At 38.1% G+C, this 22,889-nt stretch carries 21 protein-coding genes; 1 reads left to right on the forward strand and 20 read right to left on the reverse strand.

Going from position 1 to position 22,889, the window contains the following annotated elements:
- Positions 1-4: 4 nt before the first annotated feature.
- The 18 genes from ftsY to I580_RS11625 form a co-directional block, all read right to left on the reverse strand.
- Positions 5-1,234, reverse strand: coding sequence for a signal recognition particle-docking protein FtsY (gene ftsY / locus I580_RS11545; protein ID WP_010770453.1), 1,230 nt, complete (start codon positions 1,232-1,234; stop codon positions 5-7).
- Positions 1,235-2,062, reverse strand: a complete 828-nt coding sequence (locus tag I580_RS11550) for a Cof-type HAD-IIB family hydrolase (protein ID WP_010770452.1) — start codon at positions 2,060-2,062, stop codon at positions 1,235-1,237.
- A 23-nt stretch (positions 2,063-2,085) separates the two neighbouring features.
- Entirely contained in the window at positions 2,086-5,664 is a 3,579-nt protein-coding gene (smc, locus tag I580_RS11555) for a chromosome segregation protein SMC (RefSeq protein ID WP_010770451.1), read from the reverse strand.
- Between the two features lie 23 nt (positions 5,665-5,687).
- On the reverse strand, positions 5,688-6,380 hold the full coding sequence (gene rnc, locus I580_RS11560) for a ribonuclease III (protein ID WP_010770450.1): 693 nt from the start codon (positions 6,378-6,380) through the stop codon (positions 5,688-5,690).
- 245 nt (positions 6,381-6,625) lie between these two features.
- A complete protein-coding gene (ndk, locus tag I580_RS11565) occupies positions 6,626-7,024 on the reverse strand; it encodes a nucleoside-diphosphate kinase (RefSeq protein ID WP_010770449.1) in 399 nt (132 codons plus the stop codon).
- 185 nt (positions 7,025-7,209) lie between these two features.
- Entirely contained in the window at positions 7,210-7,458 is a 249-nt protein-coding gene (locus I580_RS11570; protein ID WP_051091047.1) for an ASCH domain-containing protein, read from the reverse strand.
- Positions 7,459-7,472: 14 nt separating this feature from the next.
- Entirely contained in the window at positions 7,473-7,595 is a 123-nt protein-coding gene (locus I580_RS17350; protein WP_010770448.1) for an ASCH domain-containing protein, read from the reverse strand.
- Positions 7,596-7,718: 123 nt separating this feature from the next.
- The gene (locus I580_RS11575) at positions 7,719-8,915 is read right to left on the reverse strand and encodes an MFS transporter (protein ID WP_010770447.1); all 1,197 of its coding nucleotides are present in this window, start codon (positions 8,913-8,915) and stop codon (positions 7,719-7,721) included.
- Between the two features lie 251 nt (positions 8,916-9,166).
- Positions 9,167-10,945 carry an oligopeptide ABC transporter substrate-binding protein gene (locus I580_RS11580; RefSeq protein ID WP_010770446.1) on the reverse strand — a complete coding sequence of 593 codons (1,779 nt, stop codon included), beginning with the start codon at positions 10,943-10,945 and terminating at the stop codon, positions 9,167-9,169.
- Between the two features lie 17 nt (positions 10,946-10,962).
- A complete protein-coding gene (locus I580_RS11585) occupies positions 10,963-11,868 on the reverse strand; it encodes an ABC transporter permease (protein ID WP_010770445.1) in 906 nt (301 codons plus the stop codon).
- Between the two features lie 31 nt (positions 11,869-11,899).
- Positions 11,900-12,862: an oligopeptide ABC transporter permease gene (opp4B, locus tag I580_RS11590; RefSeq protein WP_010770444.1), complete on the reverse strand. Its 963-nt coding sequence runs from the start codon at positions 12,860-12,862 to the stop codon at positions 11,900-11,902.
- Entirely contained in the window at positions 12,862-13,806 is a 945-nt protein-coding gene (locus I580_RS11595; RefSeq protein WP_010770443.1) for an ABC transporter ATP-binding protein, read from the reverse strand. The genes opp4B and I580_RS11595 overlap by 1 nt, the downstream gene beginning before the upstream one ends.
- Positions 13,806-14,813 (reverse strand): ABC transporter ATP-binding protein, encoded by a 1,008-nt coding sequence (locus I580_RS11600; RefSeq protein WP_010770442.1) that lies wholly within the window; start codon positions 14,811-14,813, stop codon positions 13,806-13,808. The genes I580_RS11595 and I580_RS11600 overlap by 1 nt, the downstream gene beginning before the upstream one ends.
- 261 nt (positions 14,814-15,074) lie before the next feature.
- On the reverse strand, positions 15,075-15,314 hold the full coding sequence (gene acpP, locus I580_RS11605; protein ID WP_010761893.1) for an acyl carrier protein: 240 nt from the start codon (positions 15,312-15,314) through the stop codon (positions 15,075-15,077).
- 143 nt (positions 15,315-15,457) lie between these two features.
- The gene (plsX, locus tag I580_RS11610) at positions 15,458-16,456 is read right to left on the reverse strand and encodes a phosphate acyltransferase PlsX (protein WP_010770441.1); all 999 of its coding nucleotides are present in this window, start codon (positions 16,454-16,456) and stop codon (positions 15,458-15,460) included.
- A 198-nt stretch (positions 16,457-16,654) separates the two neighbouring features.
- On the reverse strand, positions 16,655-18,691 hold the full coding sequence (gene recG, locus I580_RS11615) for an ATP-dependent DNA helicase RecG (protein WP_010770440.1): 2,037 nt from the start codon (positions 18,689-18,691) through the stop codon (positions 16,655-16,657).
- A gap of 103 nt (positions 18,692-18,794) precedes the next feature.
- Positions 18,795-20,468, reverse strand: a complete 1,674-nt coding sequence (locus tag I580_RS11620; protein WP_010770439.1) for a DAK2 domain-containing protein — start codon at positions 20,466-20,468, stop codon at positions 18,795-18,797.
- A 259-nt stretch (positions 20,469-20,727) separates the two neighbouring features.
- Complete coding sequence (locus tag I580_RS11625; RefSeq protein ID WP_010761897.1) at positions 20,728-21,090, reverse strand: Asp23/Gls24 family envelope stress response protein; 363 nt, start codon at positions 21,088-21,090, stop codon at positions 20,728-20,730.
- A gap of 266 nt (positions 21,091-21,356) precedes the next feature.
- Here I580_RS11625 and rpmB point away from each other — a divergent pair, with 266 nt between their 5' ends.
- Entirely contained in the window at positions 21,357-21,545 is a 189-nt protein-coding gene (gene rpmB, locus I580_RS11630) for a 50S ribosomal protein L28 (RefSeq protein WP_010761898.1), read from the forward strand.
- Positions 21,546-21,589: 44 nt separating this feature from the next.
- Here rpmB and I580_RS11635 read toward each other — a convergent pair whose 3' ends face one another.
- Both I580_RS11635 and rpe read right to left on the reverse strand, forming a co-directional pair.
- Positions 21,590-22,231: a thiamine diphosphokinase gene (locus tag I580_RS11635; protein WP_010770438.1), complete on the reverse strand. Its 642-nt coding sequence runs from the start codon at positions 22,229-22,231 to the stop codon at positions 21,590-21,592.
- Positions 22,231-22,881, reverse strand: coding sequence for a ribulose-phosphate 3-epimerase (rpe, locus tag I580_RS11640; protein ID WP_010770437.1), 651 nt, complete (start codon positions 22,879-22,881; stop codon positions 22,231-22,233). Before rpe ends, I580_RS11635 begins: the two co-directional genes overlap by 1 nt.
- Between the last annotated feature and the right edge of the window lie 8 nt (positions 22,882-22,889).

Genomic DNA, 22,889 nt, shown 5'->3' on the forward strand with positions numbered 1-22,889 from the left:
TTCTTTAATCTTCGACTTTCAGTAAGCCTTTAAATAATCCAATTGCAAAATCGTTCGCATCAAACGGCTCTAAATCATCGATTCCTTCACCTAATCCAACTAATTTCACTGGCAAATGCAGCTCATTACGAATGGCTAAAACGATTCCGCCTTTTGCTGTACCATCCAGTTTAGTTAAGACTAAACCAGTGACATCTGTCGTTTCTTTGAATTGTTTTGCTTGTGACATTGCATTCTGCCCTGTCGTTGCATCTACTACAAGCAACACTTCATGAGGCGCATCCGGCAATTCACGCTGAATCACACGCTTGATTTTTTCTAATTCGTTCATCAAATTGACTTTGTTTTGCAAGCGACCTGCTGTATCGACAAGTAAGATATCCGCATTCTCCGTTTTAGCACGTTCTACTGCATCAAAAACGACTGCAGCAGGATCTCCTCCAGCATTGCCGCGAACAACTTCAACCCCCGCACGTTCGCCCCAGACCACTAATTGATCGATGGCTCCTGCTCTAAAGGTATCCGCTGCTGCCATTAAGACTTTTTTTCCGTCTTGTTTGAATTCATGGGCTAGTTTACCGATACTGGTTGTTTTACCAACACCGTTAACTCCCACGAACAACATCACGGTTAAGCCATTTTCCTGAATGTTCAAAGCGTTATTTTCTTCGATACCTTCTGCTTCATACAAATCAACCATTTTTTCAATGATCGTATTTTGAACGGCAGCTGGTTTTTTCACATTACGTAATTTGACTTCTTGGCGTAGAGATTCAGTAATTTTAATCGCTGTATCAAACCCAACGTCCGCACCAATCAAGGTTTCTTCTAATTCTTCAAAGAAGTCTTCATCCACTGAACGGAAATTCGCAAATAATTCATTCAAACGTTCGCCGAAAGTCTTACGAGTTTTTTCTAGCCCTTTTTCATACTTTTCTTGTACGATGATTTCCTCTTGTTGTTCCTCAATAATTTCAGGATCAACCAGTTCTTCTGCTTGGGTAACAGGATTTACTGTAATCAGAGGGGCGATTTCTGGTTCTTGTTCTTTTTCAGGCTTTTCTGTTGCTTCAAAAATCTCCTCTTGGACTTGCTCTAGTGATTCCGTATCAGCTTGTTTTTCTTCTGGCATTACTTCAACGGACTCGATGACTTCTTCATCTGTCTTGATTTCAGCTGGTGGTGTTTCTTTTTCGTTCATAAAAGCTTTTTTTATTTTATCGAAAAATCCCATTTAATTCCCTCCTTCCAATGGTTCTAAAACAAATTTTTCAACGGCTTGTGCGACTCCGTCATTGTCGTTTGTGTCTGTGATTACGTCTGCCAAGTCTTTCACTCTAGGAACGGCATTTTCCATTGCTACACCAAGACCTGCGTATTCGATCATCGGCAAATCATTTTCTTCATCGCCAATCGTCATGATCTCTTCTTGTTTAATGCCTAAATCTCTAGCTAATAATGAAATACCATATGCTTTTGTGATTCCTTTAGGCATAAACTCTAGTAGGTTACTTCTAGTTTTGATGATTTCATAGCGATCGTAAAACGGATCAGGTATTTTTTGGATCTGTTCATCTAGATACGTTTGATCTACTGCAATCACGGCTTTATTGTAGATTCTATCAGCAGTCAATTGAGCTAACTCGTGAGACTCATATGTCAGTAATTTATTTAGCTGACTATACAATGATTCATAATCCTTTGTCGTTGGTAGCTGCAACACCAGCCCATCAGATAAAATATCCAAAGGTACATTCAATGAGGAAGCTAATTCAAACAAATCATGGACATTTTCTAAAGGCATCGTTGCTTTTTCAATAATTTCACCTGTATCATTTTTTTGAACCAAACCACCATTGAAGGTAATACTGTAATCACCATTGTCACGTAAATTCAAGGCATCTAAATAAATACCGATGGCTGCCAATGGTCGACCTGTACAAATAACGATTTTAACACCTGCAGCTTTTGCTTGTGCCAAAGCTTCTTTGTTTCTTGCAGAGATTTCCTTTTTACTATCTAAAAGCGTGCCATCTAAATCAATAGCGACTAATTTAATCATTTTATTACTCCTATCATATACCCCTAAGTTTCAGCGACGATCGCGCCGCCTTCTTTGACTTCTTCTAAGCGAACCGAAACAATCTTCGACACACCAGATTCCTGCATTGTCACACCATACAGCACATCTGCCGCTTCCATCGTTCCTTTACGGTGAGTCACCACAATAAATTGCGTATCATCTTCAAATTCGCTTAAATAATGACCAAAACGAGAAACGTTCGCATCATCCAACGCCGCTTCAACTTCATCTAAGACACAGAAAGGTACTGGTCTAACGCGAATAATGGAGAATAGCAACGCAATCGCTGTTAAGGCGCGCTCACCACCAGAAAGTAAGCTTAGATTTTGTAATTTTTTACCTGGAGGTTGTGCTTCGATTTCGACCCCAGTATTCAATAAGTCTTCTGGGTTAGTTAAAATCAATTCTGCTCGACCACCGCCAAACATATTTGGAAATACCACTTTAAACTGGGCACGGATCGCTTCAAAAACTTCACTAAAGCGAGCTTTGACTTCTTCATCCATTTCACCCATTGTTTCGAACAACTGCTCTTTGGCATCTAACAAGTCATCACGTTGAGAAACTAGAAATTCATGGCGTTCATTGACTTGCTCGTATTGTTCAATCGCATTAAGATTGACTGGTCCTAAGCGTTCGATAGCCTGTTTCAAGCGTTTGACTTCGATTTTCGCTTGCTCTTTATCGATCGTCAGTTCATAGTCTTCGTTGGCACGTTCAAAGGTCAAACTGTATTCTTCTTGTAAATATTGCAAAGAATTGTCTAATTTGATTTCTGAGCGATTTTTCTCAACTTCGATTTTTGTTTGTTCCGTTAGTAAATGTTGTTGCTGCTTATTTTCTTCTGCTAAACCTGTGTCAATTTGATCGACTTGCTCTTGTAATTGTTGACGAGCTGTTTTAGCTTCTAGAATGCTTATTTGTAGTTGCTCTTTTTTCTCAGCTAATTGTTCCAGCTGAACCGCCAAGCTTTCTTCTGTGACTTGATGATCGCTTGAATTGTCATTCAATTGTTGTAATTGCTGACGCAACGCTGTTTCTCTTGCTAAGAATTCATCTAACTGGGTTTGTTTTTCTGCTACTTGTTCAGTTAAATGAGCCAATTGTTCACTGGCAACAGCTTTATCTGCTTGTACTTGATTGAATCGCTCAAATGCTTCTGCTCGCAACGTTTCCATTTGGCTTGCTTCTTGATCCACTTGTTTCATTTCTTGATCTAAACGGTCTTTGGTAGCATTTAGTTCTTGTTGCTGCTGCGTTAGTTCTTCTTTTCTTGTTTGGTATTCCGTTAAAAATTGATGCAATTCACGGGCTTCAAATTCAAACAGACGTTGTTCTTTCGTTAAACGAGTAATTGTTTCTTCTTGATTCGTTAGTTTGTTTTGTAATTCCTGCTGTTTCAGGCGGCTTGTTTCTCCAGTTGAACGCAATTGTTCTAGTTTTTCGTTTAGTTCTTTGACTTCTTCGGTCAACTGTTGGACTTCTTTTTCGTTGACTGTTAATTGTTTTTCAACACGTTCCATTTGTTCAGTCAGCGTTTGAAGTTCTTGTGTTTGAGAGAATAAGCTACCTTGATTGCCTCGTTTATTGGCACCACCTGTCATCGATCCTCCTGAGTTCATGACATCACCCTCTAAAGAAACGACGCGGTATTGGTAGTTTACAGCCTTCGCTAACTGATTGGCACTTTCTAATGTCGCTGCTAATAAGGTCACACCTAAAAGATTTTGGATTACATTGCTGACATCCTCTGAAAAGTGGACTAACTCGCTGGCAATTCCTAGAAATCCTTGAACATTGCTAACTCGATCACGAACTGCACTAGAAACGGTTCTTGGTTTAATTGTCGTTAGTGGTAAGAATGTTGCTCGACCGCTATGTTGTTGTTTCAAGAATGTGATCCCTGCACGCCCATCTTTTTCAGTTTCTACAACGACATGCTGTGCTGCTCCACCTAAAGCTGTCTCGATCGCTAAAGTATAGTCTTTCGGCACTTCAATCAACTCAGCAACAGCTCCAACGATACCAGTTAACTGATCTTTGTGTTTTAACACTGCTCGAACGCCTTGATAAAATCCTGAGTAATTCTCTTGGATTTCTTGTAAGCTTTTTTGACGAGCTTTCGCTTGTTGTACTTGATTCATCGCTTGATACATTTGCTTTTGCTTTACAGCTAATTGTCCTTGCTTTTGCTCTAGCTGATGTTTCAATTGGGTGTATTCTTCTCTTTGATCTGATAACGATTGTTCGGAGGAAACTACACTTGCTTCTAGTTGTTCTTTCTCCGCTAAAGCATCGCTCATTTGTTTTTCTAACGCTTCGTGCTTTTGAATGGATTGTTGGTTTTTAGCCGTTTCTTGTTGATATTGACGTTCTAAATACTTTAGATCATTGGTAGTATTGGCTTGTTCTTGCATGACTTCAACATATTGACTGCGTAGCTCTTCCAATAATTCTTTTGAAGATTTGCTGTATTTTTCAACCTCTAACTCAGACACTTTGATTGCTTCAACTAGTGATTCGCGTTGAGCTTTTTTCTCCGTAACTTTTGCTTGTAAGTCTTGAACTTCTTCTCGATAGCGAGTGATTTTTTCAGCATTCTCTTCTAAAGATTGTTGGTACTCACTGGTCGTTTGCATCGTATGTTTTGAGCGTTCAACTAAGACATTTTTTTGTCCTTCTGTTTGTTTCAACGCTTCTGTGATTTGTAATAGTTGCTGTTGTTCTGTTTCGATTTGCTCATCCAATTTATTGCGTTTACCCCGCAGTTGGAATAATTCATCCTCTGAATCACGAATTTTTTTGCTAGCAATCTGCAACTTTTCTTCAATTACAGTAAGTTCAGCTGCCTTGATTTCCCAAACTTCTTTGGCTGATTCGATTTCAGTTACTGTTAAACTAACATCAATTTCTGTCAAAGTCTCTTTAAGTTTCAAAAACTCCTTGGCCGCTTCGCTTTGTGCAGCTAGAGGAGTCAATTGATCTTCTAATTCATAGATGATATCTTGCACGCGGCTTAAATTATCTTCTGTTTCAAACAGTTTTTGTTCTGCTTTTTTCTTACGCTGTTTATACTTCAAAACGCCTGCGGCTTCTTCAAAAATTCCCCGACGATCTTCAGGCTTACTATTAAAAATCGCTTCCACTTTCCCTTGAGAAATGATTGAAAATGATTCTTTTCCTAAACCAGAATCCATAAATAGATCGTGGATATCTTTTAAACGGCAAGCTTGTTTATTGATGTAAAAATCACTTTCACCTGTCCGACGATAGCGACGTGTCACACTAATTTCAGTAAAATCTAACGGTAAAAAATGATCACTATTATCCAAGACAACCGTTACTTCGGCAATATTCAACGCTTTACGACCTTCAGAACCAGCGAAAATAATATCCGGCATTTTACCACCACGAAGACTTTTAGCAGATTGCTCGCCTAAAACCCAGCGAATCGCTTCAGTGATATTACTTTTTCCGCTGCCATTTGGTCCAACGACAGCCGTCACACCATTTTCAAACTCTATAACGGTTCGATCCGCAAAGGATTTAAATCCTGCGATCTCAATTCGTTTTAAATACACGAATAAAACGGCTCCTTCCAAGCTTACTCAGGATTTTGTTTCAGCGCTTTTTCAGCGGCATCCTGTTCTGCTAATTTCTTCGATTTCCCTTGACCTGTTCCGATCAACTTTTCATTGACATACACTTCAACAAAAAAGATTCGATCATGGGCAGGTCCTTCCTCATTAACTAAACGGTAGTCAATATTGACATCCCCTTGGCGTTGCAAAACTTCTTGTAAATGTGTTTTGTGATCCATCTCATGTGAAAAAGCACCGGCATCGATTTTAGGAAAAATGACTTCTGCAATAAATTTTTTGACTGCATCCACTTTTTGATCTAAGAACAAAGCACCTAAAAATGCTTCAAATAAATCACAAAGTAACGCTGGACGTGTTCGCCCGCCAGAATTTTCTTCCCCTTTGCCCAGAAGAATATATTGGTCAAAATGACATTCTTTCGCAAACTTGGATAAACTATCTTCACGAACGATCGCTGCTCTCATTTTTGTCAATTTGCCCTCTGGCATTTCTGGGAATTGTTTATACAAATATTGAGAAACCAATAATTCTAAAACGGCATCTCCTAAAAATTCTAATCGTTCATTGTCAGATAGTTTTAAGTATCGATGCTCATTCACATAGGATGAATGGGTAAAAGCCTGTTCTAATAGGTTGACATCATGGAAAACAATGCCGTAACGTTCTTTCAATTCGGTAGTTAACTGATTGTCCATTGGCTACATTCCTTTAAGTTTATTTACAACCTTCTCTATTATACTTTTTTTTGTTAGATTTTTAAATGGTTAGGTGGGAATTGCCCTAAATTGACTACTTAATTCATAGTATTTGAAGAATTTCCTAATGATTTTAGCGTATTTTTATCATAAACCGCGAAATCCCTCACATTCTTTCAACTTAAAAAGACAAAAAGCGTTCAAGATCGTTAAAAAATCTTGATACGCTTTTGGTTTAATTGGTTTCAGTAAAAAAATCGTTTGATTTCTACTTCGGCTGCTTCTGATGAATCTGAAGCATGAATAATATTTTCATAACTATTGGCACCATAATCTCCTCGAATCGTTCCCGGTTCAGCCTCTAAGCAATTCGTCGCCCCGATCATTTTCCGAACAGTTTTAATGACACTTGGTCCTTCTAAAACAAGATAAACGACTTCTGATGAGGTCATATATGTCATCATGTCTTCAAAGAAATCAAATTTTTTCACATGTGCATAGTGTTCTTCTGCTAATTCTCGGGACATTTTTGCTACTTTTAATTGGCTTAATTTTAATTGTTTTTTCTCAAATCGTTGAAGGATTTCTCCAACTAATTTACGTGAAACGCCATCTGGCTTGATGATAACGAGTGTTTGCTCCATTTGATTTCTCTCCTTGCTATTGTTTATCGTCTTATTGAAAGCGCATACTAGAAAGCGCTTAACAACAAGATTATCATTAGGAGAATCTACTGTCTAGTATATAAGTGACAAAAAAAGAACGTTCTTTGTCACTGTTAGATATAAGTCTTTTCAGCAGCGAGTGATAAAGAGGTTATTATCGCGAACTATTTGTCTATCTTCCGGAAATATACACATTCTAATTTTGTGGTATCTGTCAGTTCTTGGTTGTATTTTGATAAAAGATTCGTATAGTATTTCCAATGAATATCATACCAATTCTGGAAACGTTGATCTCCTTCTTTGACGGCAAAATCATTCGTTATTGAACCAAAAGTTTTGATTGTTACCTCATCAACTTTCACTTCACACACTTTTCTATTTTGACTATCTTGAATAATCCATTTGTCTCCCACTTTAGTTGGTTCTTTTACCCGATTTCTTGTAAGTATAACAGTGAAGATGTCGCAACTTTTATCCCACTATCGACGAGATCTGCAAGTTGGTCCTGTTCATTTTCTTTTTCACCAAATTTAATTACTTTGTGGCCCATTCTGTCATTCTCTTTAATTTTCGTTATAATCGTTCTTGTACGCTAAATATAAAAGCGAGTAGTTATGAACTCTACTTCATAACTACTCACTGTTTCCCTCTTACATAGTATCTCCACTAAAAATTATTCATCAAATAATGACTCTTTATTCTTCGCTATCATAGCGACGACAAATAATAAAATTCCCGATAAGACAAATACTGTTCTCACACCAAGATACTCTGAAACTAGTCCCATAGAGACCGAAGCCAAGGCAAATGTCCCTGTATAAAGCACATTCATCGAAGCATAAATCGAAGCAAGTTTATCTTTTGGAATCTTCTGTTGTATAGCAGTCGCTTGAGGAATATTTTTGATTTGAGAAAATATCCCTACAAAGACAGAACAAATCAAAATAAAAATGGGATGCCACCCTGGAACAACTAAAAAGGTTACAATAGCACCAAACAACGAACCTGTAATAACTGCTTTTGATTTATTTTGATTGATCCAATTTGAATGTCTCATCACAATAATACTTCCAAGCATAGCTCCAGCAAAGTAAGTGGCATTTATATACCCCCACCAACTTTCAGAAACGTGTAAAACTTCTTTCACGTAAACTAACACGATCGCTGAAACCCAAGCTGTATTCGCAATATTCTCAAGAATATCCATCCTAACAACCACACGAACAAGCGACTGCTTACGAATCCCTTGCCAACCTATAAGAAAATTTTCCCATTCATTTTTTTCTGATTCTACGCGTTTAGTAACTTTGGGCAACAGCCATAAAATAATAGCTGAAATCGCAAATACTCCTACATCCAACCACAAAAGATTCATCACCGAAAAAATAATCAATAATGACGATCCAATCGCCCAACTACCTATGCTGACAACTTGTAACATGGTATTAAAAATACTATTGGCTCGAATCAAATAATGCTCACTAACATAGTGTGGTATTAAAGCTGTACTAACTGGTTCAGCACATCCGTCTAAAAAAGCAATACCTGCAATAAATACGTATAAAATGGTTAAATCAAGATGCTCGACATTCAACTGTAAATAAGTCGCTAAGCCCGCTAAAATAATTGTCTTAAACAATTGGCTTACCTGCAAAATTTTTGATAGTGATACACGCACAACGATCAATGGTGTCAACAATCCTGACAGAACCATACTCCCTGTGATAATGACGGGGACAGTTGAGGCTGCTAATGCAGAATTCGTTAATGAAAAGACAGAGCTCACGATCGCAATCGTATAAATAGTATCACCAATATTAGAAATCATTTGACCTACAATTAGTTTGTTGAACGCTTTATTTTTATTCATTTTTCTCACCTTCACTTAGAAGAAACGAAAATTTCGTTCTTCATTTTTTTCGTTCTTGACCAAGTGAAGTATTTTAAATATTCATAGGTGATGTCCTCCAGATTTTATAAAAATTAGCATATCCTTTTATTTCTGCTAACTTTTATAATCATTTTCTCATATAAATGCTTTTAGTTCAACCATCCAACGTAAAAAAGACACTTCCAAATACTGATGGAAGTGTCTTTTTTACTATCTTCTAGCTCAATAAATTAACGTTTTTCAGCTGTCAATTCAATATCATAGAAGTCTCTTGTTTCTTCATAATTCCAAGTAAATGATTTCACACGATCATTAACTGGCATGATTTCGTTACGATATAATGTTGGAATAACTGGTGCTTGTTCAAACATATATTCTTGCCATGCATCGTATGCTTCTTTACGTTTTTTATCGTCAAATGACGCTTTTGAATCAATTGCTTTTAACAGTTTGTCATTTTCTTCTGAAGCAAAACGTGAGTAGTTGAATGCTGCGTTACGACTATATAATCCTGCCGGAGATGGCGCACTGTTGACACCCCAAGCAGCTTGGAATACGTCGATTTCTGGATCATCATTTTTGATTTTATCGTAGAACGCTTGGAAATCGATTAAACGGCCTGTTGCTAATTTCACATCTAAACCAATTTCTTTCCATTGTTGTAGATAGTAATCTGCTAAAGGTTGAGCTGTTTCGCCACCTGCCATTGAAGCAAAGTTGATGGTTAATTTTTCACCCTTAGGATTTTCTCTAAGGCCATCGCCATCTGTATCTTTATAACCAGCGTCATCTAAAATTTTCTTCGCTTTATCTAAATCATATTGATAGCCTTTAACATCTGTATTGTGCAATGTTTTGAAGATCGGTGGAATCAACGTTGTTGCACCAGTACGTAAGCCATTGTAGAATTTTTGTCCGATTGCATCATTATCCATTGCATAGCCCATTGCTTGACGTAATTTCACATCAGCCATTTTTGCATCTGGATTCATAATAACTTCGCCTTTTTCTTTATCAAATGTTCCTAATTTAAATCCAACATATGTGTATGCTAATTCTTCACGTCCTAGCATTTGGTACCCTTCTGAATCTTTGTATGTTGGATAGTTATCTGTCGGCATTGAGTAAACCATATCATATTTTTTCGCTTTTACAGCTTCAACGATAGATGCTGTTGGTACGTTTGTAAATACGATTTTGTCTAGTTTAAGTTTGCCTTTATAGTAGTGCTCATTCGGCAAGTATTCCACTGATTCTCCGGTTACAATCTTACTCATGTAGTAAGGACCAAATGTTACAGGATTTTTGCGGACAGCGTCACTTTTTTCTTGGTCTTTGATTGGAATATCTTTAAAGACATGTTTCGGCATTGCACTTGTATAAACACCACCGCTTAATTGCAACATGCCTGGATTCATTTCTTTATATGTTATTTCGATTGTTTGATCGTCTACTTTTTTGATACCAGAAATAGTATCGGCTTTTCCATCATGGTATTCTTCCATACCCACAACATTTGTAAAGTCGTCATCGTAACGAATCCCTGTATAGTCTTTATTCCCAATTACTTCGTATGGATAAACAAGATCATCTGCAGTTACGGCTTCACCATCTGACCATTTAACGTCTTTTTTCAATGTGATCGTTGCTTTTTTATTGTCAACGTCTAAATCTAATTTAGCAACCCCATCATCTGTAATCACAAAGTCTTCATCATACGAAAATAATCCTTCATGTGATGGACGCATATAATAATTATCATACGAATCTTGATAATAGACTTCTGAAAATAACCCTTTAAACTGAGTATCAGAAGCCACTGCTACATCCAAAGTCCCGCCTTTGATAGCCTCTTTGTCATTTTTGACCTTCATTGTAAATTTACTGATATCTTCAGTTTCTACATTCTTGTTGCCTGAATCTGATTTCTTGCCTCCACCGCACGCAGCTAATGTTACAGCTACCACTGCTGTTAATGTAATTAAACCCAAAAGTTTTTTGCTCTTCACACTACTTCCTCCTCTTCTTAACCTAAACGTTGTCTAGCATCTGCTGAACGTTTAAACGCTTGGCCAATATAATTTATACATAACATCATTACCAAAATCAGCACTGATGCAGGTACCCAAATCCATGTTTTATTTGCTAAAACATCACCATTGCTGGCATATCCGATCAACGTTCCTAAACTAGGTACATTTGTCGGCAAACCAAATCCTAAGAACGTCAATGTTGTTTCGATCCCGATATTTGCCGCAAAGTTGATCGTTAAGTTCGTGATGATCAACGAACTTAGATTTGGCATAATTTCTCGAAACATGATTTTAAAATCACTTGTGCCTAACGTTTTCGAGGCACTCACATAGTCTCTGCGAACCTCAGATAATGTTTTACTTCTAAACAGCCGGGCTTTTGCGACCCAATAAAAGGCACTCATGATCCCCACAAAAGACCAAACATTATAATTAGGAATGATTGTAACAAATACAATGATGATCATCATAATCGGTAAAATCATAATAAAGTCGACCACACGCATCACTGCATTATCAAACATTCCGCCATAATAACCTGAAACAATACCAATACCTACACCGATGATCGATGTTAGAATCGTGATCGCAAAACCGATCACAACAGAATTGCGAGCACCAATGATCAATTGACCAAGCACGTCACGTCCGCCTTCATCTGCTCCTAATATGAAATTTCCACCAGGCTCGGCATATTTATCTAAAATACTCACCGTCATTACTTTGTCTTGATCAGTCAATAGAGCACCAATAAAAACAACTAGTAAAATGGCGACTAACAATACAAGTGAGAAAATCGCTAATTTATCTTTTTTGAATTCTCTTGCGATCATTCGAAATCCCATCGGCGGGATTGTTTCTGGTACAGCAACTGCTACATTTTCTTTATTTTTATCCATCTCGTCTCTTCCTCTCCTTAAAATTGATTTTCTATTGAACCCGAATCCGCGGATCTACAAGACTCATCACGATATCTGAAATCAGATTTCCAACGAGTGTCGCAACTCCTAAAATCAATACTAAGGCGGTGATTACTGCGTAATCCCGTTGTCCGATCGAGTCGATAAATAATTTTCCAATTCCTGGATAACCAAAGATCTTTTCGATAACTACTGAACCACTGATTAAAGCTGTGATTTCGTAGCTAAGTTGAGAAACGATTGGTAAAGAAGCATTTCTGAAAATATGTCTTGTATAGACTTTATTGGTCGGTACCCCTTTTGAACGAGCCGTCCGAACATAATCCAGCGATTGAGAATCAATCACTTCATTACGTAAATATTGAATCGTGATTGCCGTTCCTAAAAGTGCTTGAGACAATGCTGGTAAAATCAAATGATAGAACCGATCCCAGATATAGGCACCCGTCCCCGGCTCAACACCACTGGAAATCGAACCTGTCGTCGGGAACCAATCTAAACGGTACCCAAAAACAAATAGCATAACAAGCGCAAAAATAAATGGTGGTACGGCAAAACTGAAAAAGTTATAGATTACAACAAATTTGTCTAGAATAGAGTTTTGATAACGACCTGACAAAACACCTAGCGGCAAAGCGATCGCATACATGATCACAACTGTTACTAAAGACAGAAGGATCGTATTAACTGCACGACTGCCGATCAAGGTTGAGACTGGTAACTTAAATATAAAACTCTCACCAAAATCACCATGGAAAACATTGACAATCCAACGAACATATTGTGTTGTCCAAGGATCATTCAATCCAGCTGATTCACGCATTTTCTCAATGACAGCCGGATCAGTATTTGGATTGATTAGACCAGTAAAAGGATCTCCTGGCATCATTTTGGCTAACATGAAAATCAAGACGCTTAAAATCAAGATTTGAGGAATCATAAAGAGTACACGTCGTAAAATCGTCTTCCACATTAGACTGCACCTCCATCTTTTAACGCGACTTGATGTGTATCACTGATCGTACGTAAGTCATACACACGACCATTTTGATCGTAATAATCTTTTTGATTCTCAATATACTCTTTCTCCACCAGACGACGTTGCGCTTTGTGCTCTTCACGATGTGCAACATCGATTTTAGGAATTGCAGATAGTAAGCGTTTGGTATAAATGTGCTGTGGATTTGTATAAATATCCTGACGAGTACCGATTTCGACAAATCGGCCTTTGTACATGATCGCAATATTATCACACATATGTTTTACAACACCTAAATCATGTGAAATGAATAAATAACTCAAGCCATATTCTTCTTGAATATTTTTCATAAAATTCAATACTTGTGCTTGAACAGATAAATCTAAGGCAGAAACTGGTTCATCTGCAATAATCAACTTAGGATTTGTCGCAACAGCTCTAGCCACGCCTAAACGCTGACGTTGCCCACCTGAAAATTCATGAGGATATTTATAGAGTGCATCCTCTGGCATTCCAACAATATCTAAAAGCCCTTTAACTTTTTTCTTTTCTTCTTGATCGCTCAAACGTTCAAAATTCCGAATTGGTTCAGCGATGATATCCAGTACTCGTTTCTTTGGATTTAAACTAGACATTGAATCTTGGAAAATCATTTGAACATCTTTATTATATTTCATGGCTTTACGATTGTGAGCTCTTGTCACATCTTGATCTTGATATAAGATACTTCCGCTGGTCACTTTTTCTAAACCAATGATTGCTTTACCTGTGGTAGATTTCCCAGACCCAGATTCACCAACTAAGCCGTATGTTTTACCTTTTTCGATAATAAAATCAACGCCATCAACTGCCAATACATGATCAGTCACTCTGTTAAAAAAGCCGCTACGGATAGGATAATGAACTTTCAAGTCTTTGATTTGAATGATTTCTGCCATTATACTTCCTCCTGATCGTCTCTAAAATGGAAATGCTGATAACATGTACAACGGACAAAATGTCCCTCTGACACTTCATGCAATGTCGGTTCTGCTTCGTGAGCATCTTCTGGAATCCAAGGAATTCTCGGCGCAAAGCGGCAACCTTCTCTTGGTAATTTGCTCAATGAAGGAACAACTCCTTCAATCACGTGTAGTTGACTATCATCTGAATTTTCTTGAGGGATAGACTGTAATAAAGAACGTGTATATGGATGCTTTGGATTGTTGAACAATTCTTCGGCAGTCGCAACTTCAACAAATTGCCCTGCGTACATCACAGCCACCTTATCTGCCATTTCAGCTACTACTCCTAAATCATGTGTGATCAAAATGATTCCTGAACCCGTTTCCTCTTGTAAGTCTTTTAGCAAATCTAAAATTTGCGCTTGAATCGTTACATCTAATGCTGTCGTCGGCTCATCCGCAATAATGATGGCTGGCTTACATGCAATTGCAATAGCAATGATTACACGTTGGCGCATTCCTCCAGATAGCTCGTGAGGATATTGTTTTCCTACTCGTTCAGGATTGGGAATACCCACTTGAGTCAATAGTTCGATTACACGAGCTTGTTTTTGCTCAGCAGTCATATCCGTATGGTAGGTTAGACTTTCTTTGATCTGATCTTCAATTCTCATCAATGGATTCAGCGCTGATAAAGGATCTTGAAAAATCATTCCAATATCGTTCCCCCGAACCTTATTATATAATTGCTCGTTGAACGTCGTTAAATTTAAGTCCTTGTATAGGATTTCTCCAGTTACACGTGTATTATTGGCATCGTGTAGCCCAATAATCGTTGTGGCCAACGTACTTTTCCCACAACCTGATTCACCAACGATCGCTAAAATTTCATTTTTTCCTAATTCAAATGATACATCATCAACCGCATCATAGTACTCGTCTTTGATACGAAAACCTGTATGCAGATGCTGAACGTCTAACAATTGATTGCTGTCACTCACTTCAATACACTCCTCCATGTTCAGTCAAATAACGTATTACAACAAGAAATCTTATTGAAAAATCGTTGTTTTTTAATAATTATTCTTTCTATACTCATTGTAATCGTTTTTAATAAACCCATATTCTCATTGTACTCATATTTAAGCAATTGTATATAAAATTTGTAAAAATTGCAACATTTTGGTAATGTAAATTTTTCCAAATAAGCAAAAAAGCAGAACAAAACAGGATTTGTTTTGCTCTACTTTTTTCATTTCAACTTATAAGTTATTCATAATATAATCTACAGCGGCACCTACTGTTTCAATTTGCTCTGCATCTTCATCAGAAATTTCTGTACCAAACTCATCTTCAAGCTCTAAAACAAATTCCATTACACTAATTGAATCTGCATTCAAGTCATCTTTAATGTTTAATTGATCTGTCACTTTCTCAGCTTCAATATCAAAGTGGTTTGAGATAATCTTCGCTACTTTTTCAAGTACTTCTTCACGAGTCAACTGTATTCACCTCCACTGCTTTTGAAAAGCGTTTCTCACGATTGAGTTAAACGCTATGATACATTGTACTCACATTTGATCGATTTGTCCATCTTTTTTTGCAAAAGCATTACAATGCAATTGCAAACAGGTTTCGCATCTGCTTATTCTTTTGCTTCATAATAACGAACTAATTGGGGTACAACTTCTGTTTTCAACATTGTATGAATCTGGCGGATCGTATAGCGAACAGCCTCTGGACCTGTCGATCCATGCGTTTTGATGACGGGTGCTTTTAAGCCAAAAAGAACGGCTCCTCCGTGTTTCGAGTAATCCATTTCATCTTTCATACCACGCAGTGCATTTTTTAAAAGCAACGCGCCCATTTTCCCTTTAAATCCTTCTGCAAGAATTGACGATTTTAACAGTCCCATCATATTCAAGGCTGTTCCTTCTATTGATTTCAAGACAGCATTTCCTGTAAAACCATCTGTCACAACAACGTCAGCTGCCCCACTAAGTAAATCACGTGCTTCCACATTACCAATAAAATGAATACCTTCTTCTTCTGAAAGCAATTCAAACGCTTTTTTCGTCAACTCGCTACCTTTAGTTTCTTCAGAACCATTATTCAAAAGCGCTACACGCGGCTTCGTGATATTTCTAACTTTTTCGGCATAAAAAGAACCTAGCACTGCATATTGAACAAGGTGCTCTGGCTTATTATCGGCATTCGCTCCTAAATCCAACATATCAAATCCGCCATCTGGTTGACCAATAACTGGCAACGTCGACATCAAACCTGGGCGTTCCACATTTTTGATTCGCCCAACGATAAATAGTCCAGCGGCTAGTAACGCGCCTGTGTTACCTGCAGAAAAAATCGCATCAGCTTCACCATTTTTCACTGCCTGAGCTGCTAACACCATGGAAGCTGTTTTTTTACGGCGGATCGCCTTCACTGGTTCATCATCACTATTGATTTTTTCATCCGTATGGATAATCGTAATGTTCGTTTCATCTGTTACATATTTTTTAATTTCAGACTCTTTTCCATAAAGTAAAAACTCAATCTCTGGAAAATCCTGTTTGGCTAACATCACGCCTTCAACAATTGCTTGGGGCGCATGATCGCCACCCATTGCATCAACTGCAATCTTCATAACATAGTCCCTCCTAGGTAAATTACAATAAGTAGTATAACATATCGAAAAGCGGAACAAAGCGTTTAACTCTCATGAAACCAAATCCTTCAATTCTTAGTGTCTTTGACACTTAGAGATTGATGAGATCGAAATGAAATGTAGTAGGTACCTATAGTTCATTCCTTGAGAGTTGCTTCATACAGTTCCAAATCTTTTTTAATCAAAAAATTGCTGCTCACCATCATTTGGTTTGATTTTATCTGCAACTCCACGATACTCCGGCAACACCCACCATTGTTCTTTTTTCCAAATAGCGCTAGCCTCTTGACGAGCAACTTCAAGAATATTGAAGTCCGTCACAATATCTCCTACAGCAAACTGTGGAATACCAGATTGCCTAGCACCAAATACTTCCCCTGGACCTCGTAATTCTAAGTCCTTTTCACTCAAGACAAAACCATTATTCGTTTCAGTCATGATTTTCATCCGTTCCACACCCATTTCATTTTTCGGGTTAGCAACTAAGATACAATACGACGCTTCTGAGCCACGACCGACACGGCCACGAAGTTGATGCAACTGGGCCAAACCAAAGCGATCAGCATCCATGATTAGCATCACCGTTGCATTAGGAACATTAACCCCAACTTCAATTACAGTTGTTGAAACTAAGAGCTGAAGATTATTTTCTTTAAACTCCTGCATGATCTCTTCTTTTTCCTGATTTTTCATTTTCCCATGAAGTAAACCAACCTGATAAGTAGGATTGAAAAAAGCTGTCATATGTTCAAAAATTTCTGTGGCGTTTTTAACATCTAATGCTTCGGACTCTTCGATCAGCGGACAAATTACATATGCTTGATGACCACGAGCCAGTTCTTTTTCCATCCACTCTAAAACTGTATCTAATTGCGGCGGACGAATCCAACGAGTTTCTATCGGAATACGACCAGCTGGCATTTCATCAATGATCGAAACATCCATTTCACCAAAAGCTGTAATGGCCAGGGTTCTAGGAATGGGCGTCGCTGTCATAAATAAGACATCTGGTTTCAATCCTTTTTCTCTTAAGATTCGCCGTTGATTCACACCAAACCGATGTTGTTCATCCGTGATTACCAAACCTAAGCGACGAAACAGAACATCTTCTTGAATCAACGCATGCGTTCCAATGATGATGTCAATTTCACCTGTTGCTAATTGTTCCAGAATTTCTCGACGTTCTTTCGTCTTAGTCGATCCAGTCAATAACGCTGTACGGACTTCTAAGGGATCAAATAGTTGCTGGAGACTTTCCATATGTTGCTGTGCTAAAATCTCCGTTGGTACCATTAAAGCCCCCTGAAAACCAGCTGTCATCGTTGCATACAGAGCAATTGCCGCAACAACAGTTTTACCACTCCCTACATCCCCTTGTAATAAACGTTGCATATGATTTGGGCTCATTAAATCTCGACAAATTTCATTTGTTACTTTTTTTTGGGCTGCAGTCAGTTCAAACGGTAGTTTTTGCGTAAACGTTTTAAGTCGATCCACATCATACTGAATGACCAATCCATTTTTCTCAGCTTTTTCTTGCCTCTTCAACCCTTGCATTTTCAATTGGAACAAGAAAAATTCTTCAAAAACAACACGCCGCTTTGCTTGGTGGCTTTCTTCTGGATCACTAGGGAAATGCATCGCAAACATTGCTTCTTTTCTTGGCATCAAACGATATTTCTCTAGTAACTCTTCTGGTAGAATTTCTTGAATAAGGTCACCATATTTTTCAAATCCAGTACGAATTAGCTGAATCAAACTACTTTGTCGAACTTTCTTATTTACATGATAAATCGGAGCAAAGTCTTCGCCATCATTTTTAGCTGCTAAAATCTTCATACCATTCAATGATTTGCGTTTTGCATCCCATTTACCATATACTGCTATTTCTTCGGAGAGAACGATTTTATCTTTTAAATACGGCTGATTAAAGAAGGAAACATTGATTACCGCATGGTCCTGCATCATCCGAAACATCATGCGACTTTTTTTATAACCATAACGGCTCACGACGGGTTCAGATACCACTAATCCTTTTAAGGTGACTTTTTCTTGATCTTGGATTTCATTTAGCTCTTTTTCTTGGATATCGTCATACCGGAAAGGGTAATAGGTTAACAAATCTTCAATGGTCTGAATGCCTAATTCTTTTAAATTTTCTGCACGTTTTGGACCAACCCCGGTCAAGAAACCTATATCATCTGACAAGTTCACCACTTTTCCTCCTCTCTTTACTAGATACGTGTTTTATTTTTCATTTAGTTATTTTCTATAGAAAAAGCCAAACAACGAGTGTCTGGCTTCGATAAGTCATTTATTATTCAGCTGAAAATAGGTAAGGATAAACTGGTTGTCCACCTTCGTGAAGTTCTGTTTCTAGATCCTCATATTCAGCAGTTAACGTAGCTGCAAATTTTTCAGCTTCTTTCATTGTACCACCATCGCCAACAATGATCGTAACGATCTCTGTATCTTCATCGATCATGCGTTTTAGTGTATCCAATGATGCTTCGTACATATCAGGTTCAGATACAACGATTTTGCCGTCGATCATTCCTAGATAGTCATCTTTTTTGATTTCAACATTGTCGATTGTTGTGTCACGCACAGCTGTTGTTACTTGTCCGCTAACTACGCTTTCAATCATTTCTGTCATCGTTGTTTTATTTTCTTCAAGGGTTTGTTGATCGTTAAACGCTAGCATCGCTGTCATTCCTTGAGAGATTGTTTTAGTTGGTACGACTACTACTGGAATATCTGCGACTTCAGCTGCTTGATCTGCTGCCATGAAGATATTTTTATTGTTAGGTAAGATAATCACTTGGTCAGCGTTAACTTCTTTAACAGCCTTCAAGATGTCTTCAGTACTTGGATTCATTGTTTGACCACCACTGATGATATAGCTTGCCCCGAGACTGCGGAATAATTCTTGAACACCGTCTCCAGCTGCAATTGCAATAACTGCATAAGGTACACGTGCTTTTTGTGCAACTGCTGCTTGCGCGTCATGTTCAACCAATGTTTCATGTTGTAAACGCATATTGTCAACTTTGATTTTCACTAATGAACCAAATTTTTGACCGTAGTTCATAACTTCACCAGGATGTTCTGTATGCACGTGAACTTTGATGATTTCATCGTCATTTACAACAAGCAAAGAATCACCTAATTCGTTCAAGTAATTTCTAAAGGTTTCATAATCGAAATCGCTGTCTACAGTTGGGCCTTCACCGATTTGAACCATGATCTCTGTACAATACCCGAACTTGATATCTTCTGTTGCTACATGTCCACTAACACCGCGATGATGTTCAGCATTGACCATCTCATCCATTTCACCTGGACTTGGTTCATAAACTTCGGATGCTAAAAATTCACCAGATAGCGCTTCTAAAAAGCCTTCATAAATAAATAACAAACCTTGGCCACCACTATCCACAACACCAACTTCTTTTAACACAGGTAAAAGATCTGGTGTTTTCGCTAACGCACGTTTGGCACCTTTCACAACAGCTTCCATCACTTCGATACAGTCGTCTGTTTCTTTGGCTTTACGTTCTCCAGAACGAGCGGCTTCACGGGAAACAGTCAAAATCGTCCCTTCTACTGGCTTCATGACTGCTTTATAGGCAGTCTCTACACCATGCGTAAAAGCTGCTGCTAAATCTTTTGCATTTAGCGTCACAACATCTGGAATTTGTTTAGAAAATCCACGGAATAATTGTGATAAGATAACACCAGAGTTCCCTCTAGCACCCATCAATAATCCCTTTGAAAGAATCGTTGTTAATTCTCCAACTTTTTCAGAACGAGAATCGGCTACAGCCTTCGCTCCACTAGTCATCGATAAGTTCATATTTGTTCCTGTATCCCCATCGGGTACAGGGAAAACGTTCAATGAGTTGACATACTCTGCATTCACATGCAAACGACTCGCACCAGCCTGAACCATCTCTTGGAACTGACTTGCACTGATTTCTGTTACATTCACCTAAAAAATCCTCCTTTGAGATTCACTGTTGCATAGAAAAGCGAAACGAACTGCTTAGACCTCGAACAACCGAGTAGGTACCTTTTTACATCAACTTATTTTTATTCGTTGTGTGTCAAGGCAATTAGGAAAATGCTGGAAAGATCCTTTTTGTCTTTTCGGCATTTTATCTATTTGTTGAGAGGGCTGGTTCGTGGAGCTAGATCAATAAAAAATGAAACGATCACATCCAGCTAAACTCTTGCTAACAGCTGGCTACCTAGTCAGGCAACACACGAACACCTTGTACAAATACGTTGACTGAATTAGCTGTCACGCCTAGTAGTGTTTCAAGGTTATATTTTACTTTTTCTTGTACATTACGAGATACTTCTGAAATTTTTGTTCCATAACTTACAATAGTATATACGTCGACCGCAACGCCATTTTCTTCTTGACGCACGACAACACCTTTAGAATAGTTTTCTTTACGCAAAATGCCATTTAAATTATCTTTGATTTGGTTTTTACTAGCCATACCGACGATTCCGTAGATATCTGTCGCAGCGCCGCCAACAACTGTGGCGATAACCTCATTGGTAATCTCAATGGTACCTGCTGGTGTTTTGATTTTTACAGCCATTGATGAAAGCCTCCTTAAAGAGCACAATTGCCCTATTTTCTTCTATAATATTTTAACATAGCCGTACCTCAATGAAAAGGAAGTTAGTCAGATTATTATAGAGCGTCTCATCAAATTTACCAATAATTGTATAATTTACATCGTTTATGGGAAAATGTCAAACAGATTTGAAAATCCTCTTGCAAAAAACTGCTTTCTATGATAAATTAAGTTAGTATGAGCTGAAAACTATCGCTCCGAGATCAAAGCAAAGGAGGAAACTAAAAATGGCAAAAGTATGTTACTTTACTGGTCGTAAGACAAGCAGCGGCAATAACCGCTCACATGCAATGAACGCTACTAAACGTACTGTTAAACCTAACTTGCAAAAAGTTCGCGTATTAATAGACGGTAAACCTAAAAAAGTTTGGGTGTCAACTCGTGCTTTGAAATCTGGTAAAATCGAGCGTGTTTAATAGAACGTAATCAAAAAGCTGAACGGCGTGCCGTTCAGCTTTTTTTATTTGTCGCGACTTTGAATCACCGCTATCATTCCTGTATCGAAAGAAAACGTAGCCGTTTCGCCAACAAATTCATTACTGGCATAAGAAGTCGGGATTACAACATTCACATGATCTAACGTATATTTACTTTTTGTTAAAGTCAGGTTTTTAATGGGTGTTAAACAGCAATAAGCTAAATAATCCATGCTTGCTTCTTTTTTCACCACATATTCTCCTGGAAGATAATAGGCGATACTATTTTGATGATCTTTTACTTTTATTTGATGCGCAAAATCTTGAAAACGTGGTTCCAATGGTAGCCACAGATTCGCTAAAAAGTGATCCAAGCGACCTCCTGTTGCACCGATAAGCATGATTTCCGATTCTGGAAATGATTGAATAGCCAGCCCCAAAGCTAGTTGGGTATCGGTATCATCTTTTTCTGCTTGTGCCCGTTTCAATTCTTTCGCTTTTTCTTGAATACGCTGCTGCTCGTCCATCGTTAATGAATCAAAATCTCCCACTGCCAAATCTAACGGCCAATCCCGCTCTACAATATATAGGCTGCCTCGGTCGATTCCTACAAAATAATCAAAATCAGCTGAGGAAAATTCTGGCCACTCATCAGGCGATCCACCTGCCACAAGAAGTATCTTCATTAATCCAACACAGCTCTCAATGCATCGATACGCTCTTTAGGACTTTCTGAATCATAGATATAAGAACCTGCTACAAAAACATTAGCACCCGCTTCTTTACAGCGTTTAGCCGTTTCAGGAATGATCCCTCCATCTACTTCGATATCATACGTAAAGCCTTTTGTTTCTTTCCACTCTTTTAATTGAGCAATTTTATCTAGTGAGCTTTCAATGAACGATTGCCCTCCAAAACCAGGGTTGACTGTCATGATCAAAACTTGATCCACTAAATCCAAAACGTATTCAATCGCTGACAACGGTGTTCCAGGATTGATCACTACTCCTGCTTTTACACCAGCCGCCTTGATCATTTGAACTGCTCGATGAATATGCGGTGTTGATTCTTCATGAACTGTGATAATATCTGCTCCTGCTTTAGCAAAGGCTTCAATATAATTTTCTGGTTGAACGATCATCAAGTGAACATCTAACGGCAATTTTGTGACGGGCCGAATCGCTGAAACTACATTAGGTCCTAAAGTAATATTGGGTACGAATTGACCATCCATCACATCCACATGAATATAATCTGCTCCCAATTTTTCAACTAATTGAATATCTCTTTCTAAATTGGCAAAGTCGGCACTTAAAATCGATGGTGCTAGTTTCATTAAAGTCA

It is taken from the genome of Enterococcus caccae ATCC BAA-1240 (assembly GCF_000407145.1).
Taxonomy (GTDB): domain Bacteria; phylum Bacillota; class Bacilli; order Lactobacillales; family Enterococcaceae; genus Enterococcus_L; species Enterococcus_L caccae.